16 protein-coding genes are annotated in these 15969 nt (G+C 65.5%); 6 read left to right on the forward strand and 10 right to left on the reverse strand.

All coding sequences use genetic code 11. The features are described 5' to 3' along the window. Positions 1-5 precede the first annotated feature (5 nt). The 9 genes from ACI5KX_RS03340 to ACI5KX_RS03380 form a co-directional block, all read right to left on the reverse strand. On the reverse strand, positions 6-668 hold the full coding sequence (locus ACI5KX_RS03340; protein ID WP_406809256.1) for a response regulator: 663 nt from the start codon (positions 666-668) through the stop codon (positions 6-8). Continuing rightward, on the reverse strand, positions 665-2635 hold the full coding sequence (locus tag ACI5KX_RS03345; protein ID WP_406809257.1) for an ATP-binding protein: 1971 nt from the start codon (positions 2633-2635) through the stop codon (positions 665-667). Before ACI5KX_RS03345 ends, ACI5KX_RS03340 begins: the two co-directional genes overlap by 4 nt. A gap of 54 nt (positions 2636-2689) precedes the next feature. Beyond that, positions 2690-3220 carry a hypothetical protein gene (locus ACI5KX_RS03350; protein ID WP_406809258.1) on the reverse strand — a complete coding sequence of 177 codons (531 nt, stop codon included), beginning with the start codon at positions 3218-3220 and terminating at the stop codon, positions 2690-2692. Then, positions 3220-4095, reverse strand: coding sequence for a hypothetical protein (locus ACI5KX_RS03355; RefSeq protein WP_406809259.1), 876 nt, complete (start codon positions 4093-4095; stop codon positions 3220-3222). Before ACI5KX_RS03355 ends, ACI5KX_RS03350 begins: the two co-directional genes overlap by 1 nt. Positions 4096-4157: 62 nt before the next feature. Beyond that, positions 4158-4508 carry a hypothetical protein gene (locus ACI5KX_RS03360; RefSeq protein ID WP_406809260.1) on the reverse strand — a complete coding sequence of 117 codons (351 nt, stop codon included), beginning with the start codon at positions 4506-4508 and terminating at the stop codon, positions 4158-4160. A gap of 445 nt (positions 4509-4953) precedes the next feature. Further along, the gene (wecB, locus tag ACI5KX_RS03365) at positions 4954-6090 is read right to left on the reverse strand and encodes a non-hydrolyzing UDP-N-acetylglucosamine 2-epimerase (RefSeq protein ID WP_406809261.1); all 1137 of its coding nucleotides are present in this window, start codon (positions 6088-6090) and stop codon (positions 4954-4956) included. Further along, positions 6087-7319 (reverse strand): UDP-N-acetyl-D-mannosamine dehydrogenase, encoded by a 1233-nt coding sequence (wecC, locus tag ACI5KX_RS03370; RefSeq protein WP_406811312.1) that lies wholly within the window; start codon positions 7317-7319, stop codon positions 6087-6089. The genes wecB and wecC overlap by 4 nt, the downstream gene beginning before the upstream one ends. Positions 7320-7519: 200 nt before the next feature. Then, on the reverse strand, positions 7520-7981 hold the full coding sequence (locus tag ACI5KX_RS03375; RefSeq protein WP_406809262.1) for a glycosyltransferase: 462 nt from the start codon (positions 7979-7981) through the stop codon (positions 7520-7522). Positions 7982-7998: 17 nt separating this feature from the next. Further along, a complete protein-coding gene (locus ACI5KX_RS03380; RefSeq protein ID WP_406809263.1) occupies positions 7999-8436 on the reverse strand; it encodes a glucuronosyltransferase in 438 nt (145 codons plus the stop codon). Between the two features lie 172 nt (positions 8437-8608). On the opposite strand from ACI5KX_RS03380, the gene ACI5KX_RS03385 reads away from it, so the two are divergent. The 6 genes from ACI5KX_RS03385 (at position 8609) to ACI5KX_RS03410 (ending at position 14574) form a co-directional block, all read left to right on the forward strand. After that, entirely contained in the window at positions 8609-9688 is a 1080-nt protein-coding gene (locus tag ACI5KX_RS03385) for a CaiB/BaiF CoA transferase family protein (protein WP_406809264.1), read from the forward strand. Next, positions 9688-10137, forward strand: coding sequence for a MaoC family dehydratase (locus ACI5KX_RS03390; protein WP_406809265.1), 450 nt, complete (start codon positions 9688-9690; stop codon positions 10135-10137). Before ACI5KX_RS03385 ends, ACI5KX_RS03390 begins: the two co-directional genes overlap by 1 nt. A 41-nt stretch (positions 10138-10178) precedes the next feature. After that, positions 10179-10811: an exopolysaccharide biosynthesis protein gene (locus ACI5KX_RS03395; protein WP_406809266.1), complete on the forward strand. Its 633-nt coding sequence runs from the start codon at positions 10179-10181 to the stop codon at positions 10809-10811. A gap of 61 nt (positions 10812-10872) precedes the next feature. Beyond that, positions 10873-12792 (forward strand): DUF3604 domain-containing protein, encoded by a 1920-nt coding sequence (locus ACI5KX_RS03400; protein ID WP_406809267.1) that lies wholly within the window; start codon positions 10873-10875, stop codon positions 12790-12792. 7 nt (positions 12793-12799) lie between these two features. After that, positions 12800-13588, forward strand: a complete 789-nt coding sequence (locus tag ACI5KX_RS03405; RefSeq protein WP_406809268.1) for a peptidyl-prolyl cis-trans isomerase — start codon at positions 12800-12802, stop codon at positions 13586-13588. A gap of 5 nt (positions 13589-13593) precedes the next feature. Continuing rightward, entirely contained in the window at positions 13594-14574 is a 981-nt protein-coding gene (locus ACI5KX_RS03410; protein WP_406811313.1) for a HupE/UreJ family protein, read from the forward strand. On the opposite strand, the gene ACI5KX_RS03415 is transcribed toward ACI5KX_RS03410, so the two are convergent. Beyond that, a complete protein-coding gene (locus ACI5KX_RS03415; protein ID WP_406809269.1) occupies positions 14564-15967 on the reverse strand; it encodes an efflux transporter outer membrane subunit in 1404 nt (467 codons plus the stop codon). The genes ACI5KX_RS03410 and ACI5KX_RS03415 overlap by 11 nt on opposite strands. Between the last annotated feature and the right edge of the window lie 2 nt (positions 15968-15969).

Genomic DNA, 15969 nt, shown 5'->3' on the forward strand with positions numbered 1-15969 from the left:
GGCCCTCAAAGCTTCAGTTGGCCGGTCTTGAGCGCCTCGTACACTGCCTCGCTGCGCGAATGGACCGCGAGCTTGCTGTAGATCGTCTTGACGTAATTGCCGACGGTGAGAGGGGAGATACCCATCTGGCGTGCCGCTTCCTTGTAGGTCAGGCCGCGCGCGAAGAGGTTGAGCAATTCGATCTCGCGTGCGCTCAGATCGTGGTCTTCCTGCTCCGCCGCTTCGACCAGCGGTTCGCCTGCGCGCATCGTTTCCAGGATGTAGACCGCAGCCGCCGGGCTGACCGGCGCCGCACCGTCGAGCGTGCTCTGGATTGCGGCGATGATGTCGTCGGGCGCGCTGTCCTTCAGCAGATAACCGTTGGCGCCGGCCCGGATGGCATCGATCACCGTTTCGCGATCGCCGAAGCTGGTGACGATCAGTATCTTCGCGCCGCATTGCTCTGCGATCTCGGGCACGAGGTCGAGGCCGCTGCCATCGGGCAGGCCGATGTCGAGCAGGAACAGGTCGGGCTTCAGCTTCAGCAGGTTGCGTCCGGCGAGCAGCGAGGCGGCGGTGCCGACGATATCGAGATTGGCGACGGGCGAGACGATTTCGACGAAGTGATCGCGCAGGTTGGGATCGTCCTCGACGATCGCGATACGGCGGGTCCTCGGCTCGTCGGTCATGCGGCAGGGACCTGTTGCGGCAGAGGCGATGCCGCAATCCTTTCACCGATCCCGTCGGGGCGCAGCTGCAGGTTCACCACGGTGCCTTCATCGCTCCCGGCAATATCCAGCTGTGCGCCGATGCTGGCGGCGCGGGCGCGCATGTTTCGAAGACCATGCCCGCCCGGACGCTCCGGCGATGGAAGCGTGCCTGCGCCATTATCGCGCACTTCCAGAGCGAGCGCGAAATCGGGGTCGGTCGAAGGATGCACCGTAATGGCGATCCTGTCTCCACCCGAGTGTTTCAAGGCATTGGAGACGGCCTCTTGCAGGATACGAAAGACCTGCAGGACGGTGCGCGCGTCGTAATCGGGGGGCTTTCGGCCCTGCATCGCGTCGTGCCACTCCAGCGTGAAGCCGGCTGACTCGATCCGCGCCGACATGATCTTGCGAAAGCTGTGAAGGGCGATCTCGAGCGAGTCCCCGACCGAATCGAGCGATTCGATCATGAGCCGCATCTCGTCGATCACCTGCTGGATTCCCTCGGCGAAATCCTCGGGCTTGCCGACCCCGCGCTTGGCCATCACCAGCAGCGCCATGAGGTGGCTGCCGAGCCCGTCGTGCATGTCGCGCATCAGGCGGCGGCGTTCCTCATCATGGGCTTGCTGGCGCACCAGCTTTTTCTCGCGGCTATGCGCGGCATGGAGTTCCGCCGTCTTCTCGTCGAGTTGATCCTGCAACAGCGCGTTGATCTGCGCAGTCGAGCGAAACAGCTGGAAATTGCGCGAAAAGATCATGATCGCCAGAGCCAGCAAGATCAGCGGCTGGCTCAATCGGAAATACGGAAGATTCGGCCCGCCCAGCGCGAGATTGACGAGGAAATAGGCAAGCAGCGAAGCGGTGAGCACCAAAAGCGCCGCTTCCCAGTATCGTCGCTCCTCGCGCACTCTCACGAAGTGCCAGACGAGCCGTCCGATCATCGCCGCGAAGAAAAACAGTCCGGCAGCGTCGAGTACCTGCTGGGCATGGAACCAGCCATATTGCCCGCCCATCCCGAAGATCAGATAGGTAACGGCAACTATCGCCAGCGCCAGCACGACGCCGACCATCCAGCGAAACCAGCGCAGGCTTCGCTCGCTCCAGGCGTCGATCACGAGCGGCCAGGCCGCCGACATGACCAGCAATGTCACCGAATAGAATTCGGCGCGCGCCAACCCGCCGAACGGCACCTCAGCGAGAAAGCCGAACAGGTTGTGCAGCGACCATGCGAAAGCGAGGGCGAACAGCGTGGCGGGGAGGTATTTGTCGCGGCTTCGCACCAATGCGACGAGCACGAACAGCGAAAGGACGAAGCCGGCCGCCACGGTGATGAGTAGCCACGTGGTGCGGATGAAGAGTGAGACCCTCGTGGCTGCGACGAAGGCCTCGTATTCAGCGATCACCGGTGTGAAGAAATTGCTCATGCGCGCAGGCTCGCCGATCACATGGATCGTTTCGATCACGTTCTCGCCTTGGCGGAGGTAGACCGGAGGAACCTGTTTGATGGAGGAACGCAGGTTGTAGTAGCTCGGCGCATCGACAGACATGCTGCCATCGAAAGGCAGCGCTTCGCCGTTGACCACGTGACGGACATTGTCGGTCCCGTCGAACATGGCGACGCCGATGCCCCGCTCGGGCACCGATTCGAGCGTAAAGGTCGAGCGCGTCGCGAAATGGCCGGGCATGCGCGGACCATCGCCGGGCGCGTATTCGGCGAAATCCGCCTTCTCCAAGGCCGCTAACGTGGGCGCCGAGATTGGCGCGATCTGCGGCCCTTCGACTTCGATCGCGATCGGCCCCAGTTTCACCTGCGCGAACAGCGCCGGATAGACCGCCAGCCAGAATATCGCCTGCACAACCACGATCGCAGCCAGCAGCCGCATGAGCGGGTGCGCCGCGATGGCTCGCGCGCGGCCTGTGGCGTCTGGCTGGTCTGCTGCGTTTTCCATCAATGCTTTCCTGCCAAGCTCGCGCGCGCTTGGGAAGCGGCGTGCGGCGCTGCCCTATCCGTCTTCGATCGGCTTATGGGGCGCAATCGCCGCCTTCAGTTCGTCGATCGAACGGTCGGTCGCCGCGATCATGATGTTCATATCGCCATAGTCGCCGGATTTCTTGTTCAGCGCCGTCGCCATCTTCTGCGCGCGTTTGACCGGGAATAGCGCTGGGTCCTTCAGATGAACGCAGATGACGTTCTGGATGTTGATCTTGCGCTGCGTAATACGCGTCAGCTCCTCCCAAGGCACGGTCTGGTCCGACCAGGGGCGGTACAAGATGCCCTCGCCCGAGACCCGCAGTTCGACCGGCGCACGGAACACTGCCGGAAGCCTGACGAGGACGACGATCAGGCCGAGGATTCCGACCGCCCGGAGCGCGAATTCGAGCCGGGCCATGAAGCGTGATCCTTCGGTCGGCAGTTGCAGAACCAGAGCGATGACGCAGAGCACCGCCAGCACGACCAACAGGCCGATCAGTCGGCCTCTGCTGCGCCTGGCCTCGAATACCGGGCCTGCGGCCGAAGTTTCCTCGGCTTCCATCAGATGTTCTCGCACGCCATCGGCGTATGCTGGCCCGAGCGCATGTAGGTGCGGCCATATCCGCCGCCGCCGGTCGCCTTCTGCTCGAACAGAACCATGTAGGCGTGGCAGGTCCCCTCGGCGTCACGGATGCCCATATGCGCGCGCTGATACCGGCTCAGGATGATCCCGGTGATCGAATTGCGCTCGACCGTCCAGCCCGTCTCGATGAGGTTGGTCTTCAGGATCGCAGCGCCCGGGAATTCCTTCGCGGTGTACGCGCTGGCTTTGAACGCGCGGTTGAAGTCGGCGGCGAGCGACGCGTTGGTCCGGCGAGCGGGGCGCAGGCGAATACGCGCGGCCTTCTCAGCCTCGGCAGAGGCGATGCGCTGTTCGACTTCGGTGAAACTTCCCAGTTCGGCGACCCGCTGCCGGGTCGCGGCGACCGCGTCGGCAATCTTGGCATTGTCGGGATAGAGCCGCGCGAGTTGGCGCAACCCTTCGCCTTCGAATACCATCGCCACGAACTGTCCCCGCATCGCGCCGCTGATCGCCCGCTCCTCTGCAAAGCTGAAATCGGCACGCAGGATGCGGTTTTTGGCCTGATCGGCCCATACTTCCGCCCGGCGCACAGCGCGGCGAGTTCCGCGCTGCTCAGGATCGTTCGCCCGGGCGATGAATTCGGGCGTGAGGACGGCGTCCATCAATGCGCGGAATTCGGCAAGTTGCACGCGCGCATTGTCGGTGGAATCGTCGCGTCCCGTCAGATAGGCTCGATGATCCGGCTGGAAGCGGCGGATAGTCTCGACCACATCCTCGGCGTCCATCGGCTCCGAAGCCGCTTGCGTCGCAGCGCCGATAAGGACGGCACCGGCGCCGTCATGTGCTGTCGCCATCGCAGGAGCGGCAAGCCCCAGTATCACTGCTGTGCCTACCAGCCCCAGTGCACCGCGCGGGCTCATTCGCTCTCTCCGGCCGGATCGACCGCCTGCTCCGCTTCGAGCTCGGCAAAGAACTCATTGATGCAGGAACCGAGCGCATCGTCCAGCGCAGCGTCCTCGGGCATTGCGTCGGCAGTCAGGTCTTCACTGTCGAGGAGCTTTTCGATGGTGCAATCGCAAACCGGCCGGGCGGCCTCTGTCGGGACCTGCTGGAGGACGGCGACATTGACGCATTGCCGCTTGTAGGAATTGATCGTCATGTCCGACAGCTCGGCCGCTTCCTCCTGTGCATCGCCGGCGGCTTGCGCGCCGCACCCCGCGAGCAGGGCGAGCGAGAGGATTGCGGGAAACGGAACGAGTTTTTGCATCTGGGCCTCCATCTTCGCCGCCGGATGCGACCGGCGCGGACTGCGAGGGAGGATAGAAATGCCGTGTAGGCCAGACAGCCATATTCATGGTGGTCGATTGCCCGCCTGCATGCACGCGAGCGTGCCGTAATCCGCTCAGCAGCGGCTTTCGATCAGCGCTGCGAAGTTGCGTCCGGCTGAACCGCAATCGCGACAGCGGCAATCGCGGCTAGAGCGAGAGACCAGGCGATCCGCGCGCCCATTGTTCCGCCTCCTCGCCCGCGCGGGCTGGCCGGGCCAAAAACAGAACAGCAAAGCTTGCCGAAGCCAGCATCGCCTGGTTTAGCCGCGGATAGTCGGTGATAGACTTCGGGCCGCTCAAGCTGAACTGGGTGGCCGATCTCGGGCTGAGCCTTCTCGCGGCGGCTGCGGCTGGATTCTACGTGAAGGTGGTGCGTTCGCCCCGCTAATGGCTCGCCGCGACAATCCTCGCGATCTGCCGACTGGCGGTGCCGTCGCCATAGGGATTGTGCGCCTTGGCCATCGCTTCATAGGCCGACCGTGAGTCAAGCAGGCGGATGACTTCGCGAGTGATCCGCGATGCGTTGGCGCCGACCAGAAGCGCGGTCCCGGCCTCGACCCCTTCCGGACGCTCGGTGGTGTCGCGCATCACCAGCACCGGTTTTCCGAGGCTCGGTGCCTCTTCCTGGATGCCGCCGGAATCGGTCAGGACGATATCGGATGCTTCCATCATCGCGACGAAGCCGAGGTAGTCGAGCGGCTTGACCAAGGCGATATTGTCCATGCCCGAAAGCGCCGGGCGCATCACCTCGACGACGTTGGGGTTGGGGTGCATCGGATAGATGATCGCGACATCGTCGCGCGCTGCGAGCTCGGCGAGGGCGGCTGCGATCTGGTGCATCCCTTCGCCGAAATTCTCGCGGCGGTGTGCGGTGACGGCGATGATCCTTTTGTCCGCGAAGCGCCGTTTCAAGGCGGCGACGTCCGGCGCCAGCGAGGGATTGGCGGCGATTTTCTCGCGCGCCGCAAGCAGCGCGTCGATAACTGTGTTGCCGGTTACATGGATTGCACGGTCGGGCACGTTTTCGGCGCGCAAAGCGGCGGCGGCGTTCTCGGTCGGGGCAAAGTGCTGGTCGGCGATCGCGCCGGTCACCTTGCGGTTCACCTCCTCGGGCCAGGGGGCGTAGATATCGCCGCTGCGCAGACCCGCCTCGACATGGCCGACCGGGATCCGGCGGAAATAGCAGGCGAGCGTCGCCATCATGGTCGTGAGCGTGTCGCCGTGGACGAGGACCCGGTCGGGCTTCTCGACGTCGAGCGTCTCTCCGAAGCGGGTGACGATCCGCGCGGCAAGCGCATCGAGGCTCTGCCCCGGCTGCATCAGGTCGAGGTCGACGTCCGGCTCGATCCCGGCGATCTCCAGCACCTGATCGAGCATCTCGCGGTGCTGCGCAGTCACCGCAACGCGCACGTCGAAGCGGCCTGTTTCGCGCAGCGCCTGTACCACGGGGAACATCTTGATCGCTTCGGGACGCGTTCCGAAGGTCACGAGGATGCGCGGTTTCCCGCCCGTTTGGTTCATTTCTTCAGCATGCCGCGGGTGTCGAACACCAGCTTGCCCGCAAGATCGGCGGGGAGCAGGTGTTTGAAGGCGGTGTGATCGACCAGCACCACGACGATTTCGGCGGATTGCAGCGCATGGTCAAGCGTCACCAGTTCGGCGCCGGTTCCTGCGAAGCCCTGCGGAAGCTCCTCGGCGAAGGGTTCGACCACCATGATCCTCTGGCCGCGGGTCTTTGCGAGGCTCAAAGCGATCTCGAGCGCCGGGCTTTCGCGGAAATCGTCGATATCGGGTTTGAAGGCGAGGCCGAGCAGCGCGACTTTCCCGCCCGGCACCGCGTCGAGCAGGCCGCGCACGCGCCGTTCGGTGTAATTGGCTTTGAAGTCGTTCACCTCGCGGGCGGTGCGGATGAGCCGCGCGGCCTTGGGCGAGCCCGAGACGAGGAACCATGGGTCGACCGCAATGCAATGTCCGCCGACGCCTGGGCCGGGCTGGAGCACGTTCACGCGCGGGTGGCGGTTGGCGAGCGCGATCACGTCCCACACGTCGACGCCCAGATCGTCGGCGATGACGCTCAGCTCGTTGGCGAAGGCGATGTTGACGTCGCGGAAGCTGTTTTCGACCAGCTTCACCGTTTCGGCGACGCGGGCGTTGGTGGTGAGGCAATCGCCTTCGACGAAACTCGAATAGAGCGCGACGGCGCGCTCGGCGCAGGCCGGCGTAATGCCGCCGATCACGCGATCGTTCTGCACCAGCTCGCGCACGATCTTGCCCGGCAAAACCCGCTCGGGGCAATAAGCCAGCGCGATGTCGCCGCCCTGTTGCGAGCCGTAGACCGGGACCGTCAGGTCGGGCCGCATTTCGGCAATGATCTGAGCGACGCGCTCGGTCGTACCGACCGGCGAGGTGCTTTCGACGATCACGCAGGCGCCCGGCAGGATTCTGGGGGCGATGGCGCGCGCGGCGGCCTCTACATAGCTGATATCGGGTGTGTTTTCGCCTGTCAGCGGGGTCGGTACGGCGATCATGTAAAAGTGCGCCGTGGGCACCTCGGTCGAAGCGGTCAGGCGACCGCTTTCGGTCGCTTCGCGCACCAGCCGGTCGAGATCGCGCTCCTCGATATGGACACCGCCTGCGTTGACGGTTTCGACAACCTTTTCAGAGACATCCACCCCGCATACATTCCAACCGGCGCTCGCCATCACGGCGGCGGTGGGCAGGCCGATATAGCCCAGGCCGACCACCGCGATCTGGTGATCGGGCGCAGGCTGGACGGCTGCATCCGGCCCGAAAGCCGCCGAAGTGTCGAAAGGTGCGTTCACTGAACCATTTTCCCGCTGAATTGCGCGGGTTTTCTAGGCACGAAGGGGTAAATAACGCGTTAGGTTTGTCGCCTTTTTCGGAAGGCTCCAAAATCGCGCACAACGCGACTGAAAGGGGGCAGAAGGCGTTACAGCCTTCCGGTTTCGATGAAACTCGCGACCGCAGAATGCAATTGCTGCGCGCTGTCCGACTTTTCCGCCGACCAGTCGCCGAGGTTCAGGCCCTGCTCGATCCGGTCGGGCAGTTGGGTCTCGTCGGAGGCGACAAGGATTCCGGGGCGGCCGCCAAGGCTCTTCACCGTTGCCAGCTGATGATCGTTGCGATGTTCGCCCCGACTGGCGCGGCGGGGCATCAATACGACCGGCGTGGCGAGGCGCTGTGCGGTGAGTACCGTCCCGATACCCGCATGGCTGACGACCAGCCTGGCTTTCGCAACCAGCGTTTCGAATTCGTCGGGCGCGATCCGCTCGCGCACCTCCATGTGGAGCGGGCGGTATTTGCCTTTCCCGACCTGCGCGATCATCCGCAAATCGTATTCGGGAGCGATCGCATCCATCGCCCGCACCAGCCGGTCGAAGCCCAGTTGCATTCCGACCGTTACCAGAATCACAGCACGGCTCCGCGATATCCGGGCTGGGGATCGGCGGCGAGATGCTCCCACTGGGTGAGGCACTGGTGCGCGACAGTCTTCGACAGCCGACCGCACATCGAAAGCTGTTCGCCGTTGGCGACGCTGTCGATCCACAGCGTCCTCGCACCGATCAGCCGCCCGGCGAGAATGCAGAAAAACCCCGGAGCCGCACCGGTCGAAATCACCACATGCGGCCAGGTCCGCAGCACGATCCATGCCGCGATGATAGCGCACAAAGCGGAGCGCACCGGCTTGTCCTGATTGCAGTCGGGGAGGATCCTTGCATCCGCCACGCCATGCTGCGCGGCGACATCGCCGTCGGTCGTCGCAAAGCGAACGTCGAATTGCTCGAGCGTCGGGCGCAGCATCATCAGCTGTTCCCAATGCCCGCCGCCCGACGCGACCGCCAGCACCCTTCGTCTGCCTCTACCCAAGACTGCGATTACCGTCTGATTATTGATCCCACTTACGGTTGTGCAGTTATTGCCAGCGCAGCGCGTCTGTCAATCGTGACGGCAACAAGCCTCGCCTCTTGCTCTCGCGGCGACCACACGCCAGAAGCTCGGCGGAAAGGGAGAGCATTCGATGAGTGAAGCGCAGGGCCCGCTGGCGGGTCTCAAGGTGATCGAGTTTGCCGGGATCGGGCCGGGGCCGCATGTCGCGATGCTGCTCGCCGATCTTGGCGCGGAAGTGGTGCGCATCGACCGGCCGGGCGGCGGCGTGATGAACCCGGTGGTCGAGCGCGCGCGCCACCGGGTGACGGTCGATCTCAAATCGGAGGAGGGCAAAGCCTTTTGCCTCGATGCCTGCGCCAAGGCCGACGTGCTGATCGAAGGTTTGCGCCCGGGTGTCATGGAGCGTCTCGGTCTCGGACCCGACGAGCTGCTCGCAGCCAATCCGCGGCTCGTTTATGCCCGCATGACCGGCTGGGGCCAGGACGGCCCGCTCGCCCAGGCCGCCGGGCACGACATCAACTATATCGCGATCACCGGCGCGCTCGACGCGATCGGCAAGCCGGGCGAACCGGCGATCCCGCCGCAGAACCTCGTCGGCGATTTCGGCGGCGGCTCGATGTATTGCGCCTTCGGGATCATGGCCGCGCTTTACGAACGCGAACGCTCGGGCAAGGGACAGGTGGTCGACGCGGCGATCGTCGACGGGGTGACAAGCCTGATGAGCTTCTTCTTCGGGCAGAAGGCGGGGGCCGTGCGCACCACCGAACGCGGCAAGGGGCTGCTCGGCGGCGGCGCGCATTTCTACCAGTGTTATGAATGCAAGGACGGCAAGGAGATCTCGCTCGGGTCGATCGAGCCGCAGTTCTATGCCGAACTATGCCAGCGCGCGGGCCTCCCGGCGGAACTCGCCGAAGGGCAGATGAACCCCGCCAACTGGGAAGCGAACAAGGCGAAGCTGGCGGCGATCTTCAAGACGAAGACGCAGGCCGAGTGGAACCAACTGCTCGAAGGGACCGATGTCTGCTACGGTCCGGTGGTCCCGCTCGACGAGGCGCGCGAGCATCCGCATATGAAGGCGCGAGAAGCCTATGTCGAACACGACGGCGCATGGCATCCTGCCCCGGCACCGCGCTTCAGCCGCACGCCGGGCGAGGTGCGGTCGAGCGCCGAGAACGGCGCGGAGGTCGTCGCCAAGTGGAGTGCAAACTGATGGCGGGCAAGTTTTTCGACGAGTGGCAGGTGGGCGAGCGGATCGAGCACGAGATCCGCCGTACCGTGACCGAGACCGACAACCTGCTGTTCTCGACCATGACACACAATCCGCAGCCGCTGCATCTCGACGTCGAAGCGGCGAAGGAAAGTGGCTTCGGGCAGATTCTGGTCAATTCGACCTTCACCTTCGCGCTGCTGGTCGGCCTTTCGGTCGGCGACACGACGCTCGGCACGCTGGTTGCCAATCTCGGCTTCGACAAGGTTGTGACGCCCAAGCCGGTCTTCATCGGCGACACGCTGCGTGCGCAGAGCGAGGTCAAGGAACTGCGGCCAAGCAAGTCGCGACCCGAAGCGGGGATCGTGACCTTTACTCACGAATTGCTGAACCAGCGCGACGAAGTGGTGTGCCGCTGCGAGCGTTCGGCGCTGTTGCGAAAGTCGAACTGAATGCGCCGGCCCGCCCATCCTCTCCGACACGGGGGAGCGTGATGGACGGGCGCAAATCCAGCGATCCCCATTCGGTGGGCGATGTCGTCCAGGCGATCGAGGAACTGGCCGAGCAGGAAAGCACGGTCACGATCGGCGATGTGCTGCGGAAATTCGGCGATCACAGTTTTGCCCCGGTCATGCTGGTGTTCGCTCTGATCGAGCTGACTCCGGCGGGGGGCATCCCTGGTGTTCCGACTTTCCTCGCGCTGTGCATCTCGCTGGTCGCGTTGCAGATGCTGTTCGGGCGCGACCATATCTGGGTGCCGCAATGGATCGGCCGACGCGGCGCATCGAGCGACAAGCTGAAGAAAGCCTCGCAAACGCTCGAGAAGGTTGCGCGGCGGGTCGACAGCGTTGCGCACAGTCGGCTCGAAGCCTTTGCCTCGGGTACGGGCCTGCGGATTGCGGCTGGCGTCATCATCGCGCTGTGCCTGATCATCCCGCCGTTCGAGGTCGTGCCGTTTGCGAGCACCGGCCCGATGCTGGCGATCGACATCATCTGCCTCGCGATCATGGTCCGCGACGGGCTCGCCATGCTGGTCGCCTGGGGACTCGCTGCGGCGGCGCTCATCGGACTGGGGTATTACTCCTTCGCCTCGCAGGCGGCGAATGGCGGCTACCTGCCTTTCTGACCGCGCTTGACGCGGGCGCGTTTCGCGCGGCACTGTCGCAGGCGGAGAGAGGGGAGATCGCATGATGCGCGCATGGAGTTCGATCGCGCTGGCGGGCATTTCGGCTTTGGCGCTTGCGGGGTGCGACAGCGCCGCTCCGGTCGACGAGTCTCAGACCGGCGATGGCGAAGGCACGATCGAGCTCGCCGAATTCCCCGACCGGCCCTATTGGGGCGACACCCACCTCCACACCGACAATTCGGTCGACGCGTTCGGCTTCGGTGTTCGCCTAGGACCGGAAGAGGCTTTGCGGTTTGCACGCGGCGAAAAGGTCACCGCGACCACCGGGGGCGAGGCACAGCTGGCCCGTCCGCTCGATTTCCTCGTCATCTCCGACCATTCGGACGCCATGGGCGCGACCCGGCGGCTTTACGATGCGCCGCGCTGGTATGTCCGCTGGGTGATCGGCGACGAGACCGTGCTGCGCTGGTACGACATGATGCACGAGAGCCCCGAGCAATCGACTCTCGCGATTGCGGAACTGATCACAGCGGTTTCCAATGATGAGGTTCCCGAGGCGTTTGCCGATCCCGAGGCGCAGCGCGAGGGCACCAAGGACCTCTGGAGCAGCCAGCTGGACCTGCTCGATCGCTACAATGTGCCGGGGGAATTCACGGCTTTCGCGGGGTTCGAATGGACCCTGATGCCGAACGGCAACAACCTCCACCGTGTGGTGATGTTTCGCGACGGATCGGACAAGACCGGGCAGGTGCTGCCTTTCCCCGGGATCGACACGACCGCCGAGCAATTGTGGGATTACATGAGTGCTTATGAAGCCAGCACCGGAGGCCAGGTGCTCGCGATCCCGCATAACGGCAATCTGTCGAACGGGCTGATGTTCGAAATGACCATGCCCGACGGCTCGCCGATGACGGCCGAATACGCCGCCAAGCGCGCCGCTGCTGAGCCGGTGGTCGAGGTAACCCAGATCAAGGGCGACAGCGAGACGCATTCGTTCCTGTCACCCAATGACGAGATGGCGGGCTTCGGCGTCAAGGGCTGGGAGCTTGGCAACCTGCCGCTCACCGCCCGCGCGACGCCCGATATGTACGCAGGCTCCTACACCCGCGAAGCGCTGAAGCGCGGGCTCAGCCTCGAGCAGCAGCTGGGCGTCAATCCCTACGCCTTCGGGATGATCGGATCGACCGACAGCCACACCGCCTTTGCCACCGGCGACGAAGACAATTTCTGGGGCAAGCACACCGGCAACGAACCCTCTTACGAGGATCGCGCGGTAAGGTCGCAGAACCTTGGTACCCGCCAGGGTCGGTTCGGCTGGCACTATCTTGCAGGGGGCTATGCGGCGGCGTGGGCGAGGGGGAACACGCGCGCGGAGATCTTCGACGCGTTCCGGCGCCGCGAGGTCTATGCGACGACGGGCCCGCGCATGAGCGTGCGGGTGTTCGGGGGCTTCGATTTCGAAGAAAGCGACTGGAGCGGCGACTGGGTGCGCAAGGGCTACACCACCGGCGTGCCGATGGGCGGTGAGCTGGCGGACCAGGGCGAGGCACCGCGCTTCATGATCTCCGCTTTGAAGGACCCCGACGAGGCGAACCTCGACCGGGTGCAGGTGGTGAAGGGCTGGATCGACGCATCGGGCGACTTGCAGGAACGGGTCTACGACGTCACCTGGAGCGACATGGAGAGCCGTGCGCGGGTCGGCGGCAAGGTGCCTGCGGTCGGCGATACGGTCGACCGCGAGACGGCGACCTATACCAACACCATCGGCACGGCCGAACTGCGCAGCGTCTGGATCGATCCCGACTACGTCGAGGGCCAGCGCGCGTTCTATTATGTCCGCGTGCTCGAAATTCCGACCCCGCGCTGGACGCTGTTCGATGCGGTGCGGTTCGGGATCACGCTGTCGCCCGAGGCGCAGGAGGATGCGGTCGCGCAAGAGCGCGCCTACACCTCGCCGATCTGGCTCAAGCCGAACGCCTGAGCCGCGCATGACCTTTCCCGGCTGGACGCGCGAGCCGCTGGTCCACTTCCTTCTTGGTGGTGCCTTACTCTACGCCCTCATTGCGATGAGTGGCGGCTATGCGGTCGATCCGGCTTCACGCGTGATCGAAGTGGGCGAACGGGAGCAGGCGCAGCTTGCGTTGCAGTTCGAGCGCACCATGGGCCGCGCGCCGACCGATGCCGAGCTCGATGCCGCGATCGAGCAGTATGTCCGCGACGAAGTGCTCTACCGCGAGGCGTTGCGGCTCGGGCTCGACCAGGGCGACGCGGTGGTGCGGCGGCGGCTGGTGTCGAAGATGGACATGGCGGCGGGCGCTGCGGCGGAAGTTGCCGAGCCGAGCGAGGCGCAACTGCGCGAATTCCTTGCCGACAATGCGGATCTTTATGCGGGCAGTCAGGAAATAAGCTTCGAACAGCGCTATTTTGCAACCGAAGCGGCGGCGCGGGCGGCATTGTCAAACGGGGCCGAGGGGGAAGCGATCAGCCTGCCCGCCAGCATGGAAGACGCATCGCCGCGCGACATACGCGACCGGTTCGGCGCGGAGTTTGCGCAAGCCGTGGAGCGGATCGAAGCCGGTTCGGGATGGTCGGGGCCGGTGCGCTCCGGCTTCGGCTGGCACGTCGTACGCGTGACAGGCCGTTCGGTTGTCGAGACCGGTTTCGAGAGCATCCGTCCACGCCTCGAGAATGACTGGCGCAGCGCCGAGATTGCCCGGCGCAAGGCAGAAGCCTACCAGCTTCTCCGCAATGCCTACCGGGTCGAGATCGACCGTTGAGGTGGATGCTGGCGCTGCTGCTCGGGCTGATCGCCGCTCCAGCATGGGCGGACGAGCTGCGCCCGGCAGTGATCGAGCTGACCGAACGTTCGCCGGGCGAATTCACGCTCGAATGGAAGCTCCCGGTTAGCGCCGGGCCTCGCGGAACCGCGCTTCCGCTGGCCGAGCCGGTGTTGCCCGAAGGATGCACGATGGCGAGCGAACCGGTAGTGCGCGCGGCGCCGCTCGACCTGCTTGGCAGCGCGCGGCTGAGATGCGAGGGCGACCTGTCGGGCCAGGGCTTCGGCCTGAGCGAACTGCTGGGCAATGCCGATGCGCTTGCGCGGTTCGTGCCGCTGGATCGCCCGGTGCAGACCTTTCGTCTCACCGCCGACTCGCCGACCGCGATGATCGCCGCCGCACCCGATCGCTGGCAGGTCGCGCGCGATTATTTCGCGATCGGGACCGAGCATATCCTGCTGGGCTGGGATCACCTGCTGTTCGTCATCGCGCTGGTGCTGTTAGTGCGGCGCGGCTGGGCGGTGGCGGGTGCGGCGACGGCTTTCACCCTCGCGCATTCGATCACGCTGGTCGCGACCACGCTCGGCTATACCGGCCTGCCGAGCCGTCCGGTCGAGGCGCTGATCGCGCTTTCGATCGTGTTCCTCGCGGTCGAGGTCATCCGCGCGATCCGCGATCCCGAACACATCACCCTGACCCGCCGCGCACCGTGGCTCGTCGCGTTCGCCTTCGGCCTGCTCCACGGCTTCGGGTTTGCCGGGGCGCTGGCGGAGATCGGTCTGCCACAGGGCGAAATCGCGTCGGCACTGGTGGCGTTCAACATCGGGGTCGAGGCCGGTCAGTTGCTGGTGATCGCCGCGCTTGTTGCCCTGCTTGCTGCGCTCCGGCGCGCAGCCCCGCTGCTCGAAACTCCGGCGATCCGCGCCGCGACCTACGCCATCGGTATGACCGGGAGTTTCTGGCTGGTCGAGCGAGTTATCGGATAGGCTCTCCTCCGAGCGCCTGCCACAGCAGCACCCGCGCCCGCGCGGCGCGGCCCAACGCAGCGGCGGCGCGTTCACCGCTCGCATCGGCGGCGCGGCGCGCTTCGAGCACTTCGAGGAAGCTGGCGAGCCCCGCGCGGTAGCGGGTGTCTGCCAGGCTCGCGGCGCGCTCGAGCTCGTCGCGTTCCCTCACGGCCAGCACCGCCTCGGTGTCGGCGGCTTCGGTCAGGCCGTAGGCGGCCTCGGCATCGCCGAGCGCCTGAAACACGGCACCGCGATAGGCGGCGAAGGCGGCTTTCTTGTTGGCGGCGGCGCCATCGATCTCGGCTTCGATCCGACCGAAATCGAGCAGCGGTGCCGCCACTCCGGCGGCGAGCGTTCCGACGGTCGAGTCTTCGTCGAACAGGTCGCCGGGATCGAAGGCAAGCAAGCCGACCACCGCCGAGAGCGTGATCCGCGGGAAGCGTGCACGCGCGGCGGAAGCGAGCTCGGCATCGGTCGCGGCGAGCTCGCTTGCAGCGGCGAGGACATCAGGGCGGTTCGCAAGCAGATCGGAAGGTTGTGCAGCCGGGGCGGGGCTGGGGGCAAGCGCCGGCCCCGGCTGCAACAGCGCTGCGTTCACTTGCGCCGCGCCGTTTCCGGTGAGGGTGACGAGCCGCCCGACGATGCGTGCCTGCTCGCTTCTGAGCGCCGCGAGACGCGAGCGCGAGGCGCTGGCTTGCGCCTCGGCGCGAACCCGGTCGAAGCCCGGCGAGATGCCTGCATCCTCGCGCGATTTGGCAAGCGCCGCGAGGCGGAGTGCCGCTTCGACATCGGCTTCGAGCGCGGCGGTGCGGGCTTCGATGGTGCGCCAGTCGATCACGCTTCCGGCGATTTCGGCGAGCAGCGCGATCCGCACCGCGCTGGCCGAAGCGCTGGCCGCATCGATCCGCGCGATCGCGGCGCGTTCCTGCGCTTTCAGCCGACCGAAAATGTCCGGGTCCCACCGCGCGGTGAGGTTGGCGCCGTAGGAAACCTGCTCGGTGTCGATTTGCTGCGCGAACGGGTTGTTGCCACCGAATTGGTTGGGATTGGTGCGCTGGCCGGTGATGCTCGCTTCCGCACCGATACTGGGTAATCGTTCGGCGCCTGCGCGGCGCGCGCCGGCGCGTGCCGCCTCGACCCGTGCGAGCGCTTCGCCGAGGCCGGGCGAGTTCGCGAGCGCGGCTTCGGACAGCGCCTGATAGGCCGGATCGTCGCTCGGCAGCAGCGCGGAGAGCGAGGCTTCGGTCGCAGCGTCGCCGCGGTAGAAGAAGTCCTGCGGCAATTCCGGCGTCGGCGTAGCGATTTCGGGCGGTGGTCCCGCAACGCAAGCGCCGAGCGCCAGTGCGAGAAGGAGCGGGGCAGGGGTGCGCATCG

It is taken from the genome of Erythrobacter sp. GH1-10 (assembly GCF_045363165.1).
In the GTDB taxonomy this organism is placed as follows: Bacteria; Pseudomonadota; Alphaproteobacteria; order Sphingomonadales; family Sphingomonadaceae; genus Erythrobacter.

Bases quoted from the DNA above. Each gene is read 5' to 3' on its own strand.
- ACI5KX_RS03340 (WP_406809256.1), bottom strand. From the start codon at position 668: ATGACCGACGAGCCGAGGACCCGCCGTATCGCGATCGTCGAGGACGAT.
- ACI5KX_RS03345 (WP_406809257.1), bottom strand. From the start codon at position 2,635: ATGGAAAACGCAGCAGACCAGCCAGACGCCACAGGCCGCGCGCGAGCC.
- ACI5KX_RS03350 (WP_406809258.1), bottom strand. From the start codon at position 3,220: ATGGAAGCCGAGGAAACTTCGGCCGCAGGCCCGGTATTCGAGGCCAGG.
- ACI5KX_RS03355 (WP_406809259.1), bottom strand. From the start codon at position 4,095: ATGGCGACAGCACATGACGGCGCCGGTGCCGTCCTTATCGGCGCTGCG.
- ACI5KX_RS03360 (WP_406809260.1), bottom strand. From the start codon at position 4,508: ATGCAAAAACTCGTTCCGTTTCCCGCAATCCTCTCGCTCGCCCTGCTC.
- wecB (WP_406809261.1), bottom strand. From the start codon at position 6,090: ATGAACCAAACGGGCGGGAAACCGCGCATCCTCGTGACCTTCGGAACG.
- ACI5KX_RS03375 (WP_406809262.1), bottom strand. From the start codon at position 7,981: ATGCAACTGGGCTTCGACCGGCTGGTGCGGGCGATGGATGCGATCGCT.
- ACI5KX_RS03385 (WP_406809264.1), top strand. From the start codon at position 8,609: ATGAGTGAAGCGCAGGGCCCGCTGGCGGGTCTCAAGGTGATCGAGTTT.
- ACI5KX_RS03390 (WP_406809265.1), top strand. From the start codon at position 9,688: ATGGCGGGCAAGTTTTTCGACGAGTGGCAGGTGGGCGAGCGGATCGAG.
- ACI5KX_RS03395 (WP_406809266.1), top strand. From the start codon at position 10,179: ATGGACGGGCGCAAATCCAGCGATCCCCATTCGGTGGGCGATGTCGTC.
- ACI5KX_RS03400 (WP_406809267.1), top strand. From the start codon at position 10,873: ATGATGCGCGCATGGAGTTCGATCGCGCTGGCGGGCATTTCGGCTTTG.
- ACI5KX_RS03405 (WP_406809268.1), top strand. From the start codon at position 12,800: ATGACCTTTCCCGGCTGGACGCGCGAGCCGCTGGTCCACTTCCTTCTT.
- ACI5KX_RS03410 (WP_406811313.1), top strand. From the start codon at position 13,594: ATGCTGGCGCTGCTGCTCGGGCTGATCGCCGCTCCAGCATGGGCGGAC.
- ACI5KX_RS03415 (WP_406809269.1), bottom strand. From the start codon at position 15,967: ATGCGCACCCCTGCCCCGCTCCTTCTCGCACTGGCGCTCGGCGCTTGC.